Here is a 4,575-nt window from a genome sequence, read left to right as displayed (position 1 = left end):
CACCAAGCGCACGTCGGCACGACGTATAAGCGCGCCCTCCCATGATAAAATCCTGTTCGGGACTAGGTGGTTTCAGACTGTCCCAACGCCATTACTGCAAAGCGCAAAGCACAGCTTTATATTCGGCGCATCACCACTCGATGGAGACAATAGATGCGCAAACCCATAGACATCGATTCGGAACTGAAGGTGCTCGCCGACAAAGCGAAGCAACTGAAAGAGCGCCGCGTCCAACAGCTTGGCGAGCTGGTCATCGCCACCGGCGCGGATGCGCGGGACGCGGAAACGCTCGCGGGCGCGTTGCTTGAAATCAAGGAAACCAACGACGGCGCACGAAAGGAGAGCTGGCGCAAACGCGGCGCGGCTTTCTTTCAAGGCACAGCGCGCAAGCGTGGAACGCGAACTGAACGCTTGTCCGAAGGCGCTCAGGCGACTGACAGCGGCGCGGCATCGGCTTGAAGCGCGAAAGGCCCGCACCGACATGCGCGAATGGCAGGTCAAACGGCGCGAGCGGACGCGGCAGTTGATCGAACTGGGCGGCCTTGTCGTGAAGGCCGATCTGGTCGAACTCACCAACGATGATCGCGCCACGCTCTACGGCGCGTTCCTCACCGTCGCCACCAAGCTGCGGGGCGATGAACGCGACCAGGCGCTGATGCTGTGGAAGCGCAAGGGCAAGCGGGCGTTTGAAGCTGACGCGGATGAAGTGAGCTAAGACGTAAGCGCGGTTCTAAGCAAGCGGGTCCAAAGTTCCCAACCATGCGACGAGCGCGATTATGGCCGCCGCCGTTGCCGCTTCGACAACGACGCTACGACGCATCGCCATAAGTTCGGCGCGGGGTTCGCCGGTTTGCCGGGCGTTTGCGAGTGCCGGGGTCAAGCGCCACCGGTTGAGCGCCGCCAGTGCGAGCATCGCGACGAACGCAGCCAGCTTGGCAAACAGAAGCTGGCCATATGGCCCCGCAAGGCTGTCGCCGATCCCATTCCAGCCGACGATCATCTGACCGTTGACGATTCCGGTGGCGATAATCAGCGCAACGCAAGCGGTTCCAATACGCCCGAACTGCGCAAGTGCGCGCGCCGCAATTGCCGGTCTGCCGGACGATGCTGCACCGTCCGATGACCGCAACAGCCACAGGAAGCACAGGATTGCTCCCAGCCAGATCGCGGCAGACAGCATATGGACGGTATCCGAAACGCGATGCACCGTTCCGGCCACGCCCTCCGTCGCAGCGGCATGGCCCGACCAGACAAGCGTTGAAAGCGACACTGCGCCAAGTACCGCGACGGCGCACAGCCGAAAACCTGTCCGGTCGGTGCGCCAGGCAAGCACCAACAGGGCCGTAACCAATGCCGCCAGCCGCCCAAGTGCGGCACGGCCTGCGTCGGTCTCGCTCACCATCGACAGGAGCATCGTTCCGTCGATCTCAGCCAGCGTCACGCCCATCATGTTGGCACTCATCACGATGAATCCGCCGACTGTGGCGCATAATGCGATGGCCGCAAGGATAGGTAGGAGCGCGCCCAATGCCAGGTTTACTGTTGCATCCGCCCGTTCGTTTGACCGCAAGGCATAAAGCGGAAAGGCAGCGATGCCGACAAGCAGCATCTGGCTCGCAAATTGTGCGAACCTGATGCAAATGCCGACCCATTCGGGCATAAGCGCTTACTTGACCTTGAAGCTGAACTCGCTGCCCATGCGGTGGCTGTCCGCGCCAGCTGCCGACCATTTGACGGTATAGCTTCCCGGCACCAGCGCCTTCTTGAGCAAAAGCGTCATCGACTTGCCATCCTTACCCATCTGCGACGTATGCGCCATCTTCATGGGCGGGTGATCTTTCATGCCGGGCATTCCGGTCATGATAACCTCGGTCTTGACCGTCGGTGCGATCAACCTTTCGCTGAGTTTGAGTTCAATGCGGCTTGGCTTTGCAACAGTCGCATTCGCAGCGGGCGTCGAAGCCGTCAGCTTGACATGAGCAAGCACCGCCGTCGGCAAGATTGCGAGTGACGCAGCGGCGACAGCGGGAATAAGGAACTTGAGCATTTGTATCTCCGTGGTGAGCTTTCAGAGGAAATACGCACGGGCAGCAATCGTCCCTCACGCAATGTCGCCTCGCCTGTTATGAGGGGTGAGATCATCCGATGCGTATGAGGATTTAGAACTTTGTCGAGAGTTGCGGTTATGAACGATCTTTTGCCCCATTTGCGCGATGCACCCGTGCCTGACGCATTAGGCGCGCTGGATGATGCGGTGTTGGCTGCACTCGCCACCCGCCGCCGCGAACAAGCGACCGGGCCGCGCCTGCTCGCGCTGGCGGCGCTGCTGTCGCTTGGCACCGGCGTCGCCGCTGGCAGCATATCGGGCAGTCCCGCAGTTGCTGCGCCCCCGCTATCCCCGTTCGCCAGCAACAGCGTGCTGGCACCTTCGACGCTGCTGGACCCGCGCTGAATGGTAGGCTGGAAGCGGATTACGCTGATTGCGGTCGTCGCTTTCGCGGCGGCGTTGGCGGGTGTTTTCATCGGCCGGGCAGTGTCCGATCAGCCGCGCCCTAGCGAAACCGAGCTCCATGCCCTGCTGCACAGCCGGTTGAAGCTCGATCCTGCGCAACATGCCAAGATCGAAGCCATTGAGGCGCGCTTCGCCGTCCGGCGCAAGGCGCTCGAACTGGAAATGCGCGCTGCGAACGCTAGGCTCGCGAGCGCCATTGAGGCCGAGCATGGTTATGGCCCGCAAGTGACAGCGGCGGTCGATCATAGCCACCATGTCATGGGCGAACTCCAGAAAGAGACGCTCGAGCATCTTTTTGCCATGCGCGCCGTCCTCAATCCCGAACAGGCGCGCATGTTCGATGCGACCGTGGTCAAGGCGCTAACCGCCGAAGCCCAGCCTTCACAGAGTAAGTGAGCCTCGATCTCTCCGAATGCAGCGATGCCGAGCTGAGGGCGCTTGCGCTCGGCGGAAACGAGGCTAGCTTCCGCGAATTTCTGGCGCGCTATAAATTGCCGGTCTATCGCCTGATCCGCAGCACCATCGGTGATGCCGATGAAGCGCTGGACCTGACGCAAGAGAGCTTCGTTTCCGCTTTCGCGGCACTCAAATCTTACGATCCGGGGCGATCCTTTCAGACATGGATTTCGCGCATTGCGCTCAACAAATGCCGCGATTGGGCGCGGCGGCGTGCGGTGCGCAGCTTCTTCACGCGGGCAGCCCCGATGGAGGACGGCCTCGCCGTGGCTGCCGAACAGCCCTTGCCCGATGCAGAAGCGTTCGACCGAGCCGAGCTGGCGCACGTCATGCAAGCAATGGCCCGCTTGCCGCACCGCTTGCGCGAGGTGCTGGTGCTGCGAACGGTCGAGGGACTTAGCCAGGCCGAAGCGGCGGAGGTTCTGGGGGTCAGCGAAAAGGCCGTCGAAACCCGGCTCTATCGTGCGCGGGGCCGGTTGGGCGAAATCTTGGGAGAAGATTGAGGGGTGGCGGCAAGGCGTGCGTAAAGAGGATATGGCAACCGACATATCGCTTCCGATGCAAAATCCCATGAATCGCCGCTCGCTGCTCAAGGGCGCGACAATGGCCGGGAGCGCAATGGCGCTTGGCGAGCTGTTCCCGGCTTGGGCGAAGAGCGGGTCACATGGGCTGCACGCTGTTGCCGGACAGCCGGGGACGCTCAACGGCCCTGAAATTGAGCTAAGCGTCGGCCAGTCGGCCTTCCGCCTCGGCAAGAAAACAGGCCATGCCTATACCGTCAATGGCACGCTGCCCGCGCCGCTGATCCGGCTTCGCGAGGGGCAGAATATCAAGCTGGTCGTGCGCAACACATTATCCGAAGACACGTCGGTACACTGGCACGGAATGCTGTTGCCTTTCCAGATGGACGGCGTGCCGGGGGTGAGCTTCCCCGGCATCGGTCCCGGCGAGAGCTTCACTTACGAATTTCCGATGCGGCAGCACGGCACCTATTGGTATCACAGCCACAGCCATATGCAGGAAGCAATGGGCATGTATGGCGCATTGATCGTCGATCCGGCGGGCGCAGACCCGATCAAATATGACCGCGAGCATGTGCTGGTGATTTCCGATTGGAGTTTCCAGCACGCCCACACCAACTTCAAGAAACAGAAGCAGAAGGCAGGCTATTTCAACAAGCGGAAGCAGACATTTGGGGGTTTGCTGAAGGGCAAGGATCAGCCGCTGTCCGAGCGAGTGATGTGGGGCCAGATGCTGATGGACCCGACTGATATCGCCGATGTGACCGGCGCTTACTACCATTACCTGATCAACGGCCATGACAGCATGGGCAACTGGACAGGTATTTTCCAACCCGGTGAGCGGGTGCGGCTGCGGATCATCAATGCGGCAGCGATGAGCAATTTCAACATTCGCATTCCCGGCCTGCCGATGTGGGTGGTGGCCTCGGACGGATTGCCACTGACACCCGTCGAGACTGATGAGTTCCAGATTGCCGTCGCCGAGACATGGGACGTGATTATCGAACCCAAGGAAGCGATCCCCTACGCCTTTATCGCAGAAAGCATCGACCGTTCGGGCCAATGCCGCGCGACACTTGCGCCGCA

The 4,575-nt window shown here is 61.2% G+C and carries 8 protein-coding genes; 6 read left to right on the top strand and 2 right to left on the bottom strand.

Annotation, left to right across the window (positions count from 1 at the left end):
* Positions 1-153: 153 nt before the first annotated feature.
* A complete protein-coding gene (locus PKC81_RS14460) occupies positions 154-459 on the top strand; it encodes a conjugal transfer protein TraD (protein ID WP_298603556.1) in 306 nt (101 codons plus the stop codon).
* Positions 460-481: 22 nt separating this feature from the next.
* A complete protein-coding gene (locus tag PKC81_RS14455) occupies positions 482-715 on the top strand; it encodes a conjugal transfer protein TraD (RefSeq protein ID WP_298603554.1) in 234 nt (77 codons plus the stop codon).
* Positions 716-730: 15 nt separating this feature from the next.
* Here the strand turns inward: PKC81_RS14455 and copD are convergent, their stop codons facing one another.
* Together copD and copC are read right to left on the bottom strand one after the other, a co-directional pair.
* Positions 731-1,660 carry a copper homeostasis membrane protein CopD gene (gene copD / locus PKC81_RS14450; protein WP_324337287.1) on the bottom strand — a complete coding sequence of 310 codons (930 nt, stop codon included), beginning with the start codon at positions 1,658-1,660 and terminating at the stop codon, positions 731-733.
* Between the two features lie 6 nt (positions 1,661-1,666).
* Positions 1,667-2,047 carry a copper homeostasis periplasmic binding protein CopC gene (copC, locus tag PKC81_RS14445; protein WP_298603551.1) on the bottom strand — a complete coding sequence of 127 codons (381 nt, stop codon included), beginning with the start codon at positions 2,045-2,047 and terminating at the stop codon, positions 1,667-1,669.
* Positions 2,048-2,185: 138 nt separating this feature from the next.
* On the opposite strand from copC, the gene PKC81_RS14440 reads away from it, so the two are divergent.
* The 4 genes from PKC81_RS14440 to PKC81_RS14425 all read left to right on the top strand — a co-directional run.
* A complete protein-coding gene (locus tag PKC81_RS14440; protein ID WP_298603549.1) occupies positions 2,186-2,452 on the top strand; it encodes a hypothetical protein in 267 nt (88 codons plus the stop codon).
* The gene (locus tag PKC81_RS14435; RefSeq protein WP_298603547.1) at positions 2,453-2,908 is read left to right on the top strand and encodes a periplasmic heavy metal sensor; all 456 of its coding nucleotides are present in this window, start codon (positions 2,453-2,455) and stop codon (positions 2,906-2,908) included.
* Positions 2,905-3,471, top strand: coding sequence for an RNA polymerase sigma factor (locus tag PKC81_RS14430; RefSeq protein WP_298603545.1), 567 nt, complete (start codon positions 2,905-2,907; stop codon positions 3,469-3,471). The genes PKC81_RS14435 and PKC81_RS14430 overlap by 4 nt, the downstream gene beginning before the upstream one ends.
* Positions 3,472-3,502: 31 nt before the next feature.
* Positions 3,503-4,575: multicopper oxidase domain-containing protein (locus PKC81_RS14425; RefSeq protein ID WP_324337283.1), on the top strand; the 1,073-nt coding region annotated here is incomplete at its 3' end.

Source organism: Sphingorhabdus sp. (assembly GCF_035329025.1).
Taxonomy (GTDB): Bacteria; Pseudomonadota; Alphaproteobacteria; order Sphingomonadales; family Sphingomonadaceae; genus Sphingorhabdus_B.
Note: the sequence above shows the minus strand (reverse complement) of the source record. Positions and strands in the feature narration are given on the sequence as shown.

Coding starts and splice junctions, on each gene's coding strand:
- PKC81_RS14460 (WP_298603556.1), top strand. CDS start 154: ATGCGCAAACCCATAGACATCGATTCGGAACTGAAGGTGCTCGCCGAC.
- PKC81_RS14455 (WP_298603554.1), top strand. CDS start 482: ATGCGCGAATGGCAGGTCAAACGGCGCGAGCGGACGCGGCAGTTGATC.
- copD (WP_324337287.1), bottom strand. CDS start 1,660: ATGCCCGAATGGGTCGGCATTTGCATCAGGTTCGCACAATTTGCGAGC.
- copC (WP_298603551.1), bottom strand. CDS start 2,047: ATGCTCAAGTTCCTTATTCCCGCTGTCGCCGCTGCGTCACTCGCAATC.
- PKC81_RS14440 (WP_298603549.1), top strand. CDS start 2,186: ATGAACGATCTTTTGCCCCATTTGCGCGATGCACCCGTGCCTGACGCA.
- PKC81_RS14435 (WP_298603547.1), top strand. CDS start 2,453: ATGGTAGGCTGGAAGCGGATTACGCTGATTGCGGTCGTCGCTTTCGCG.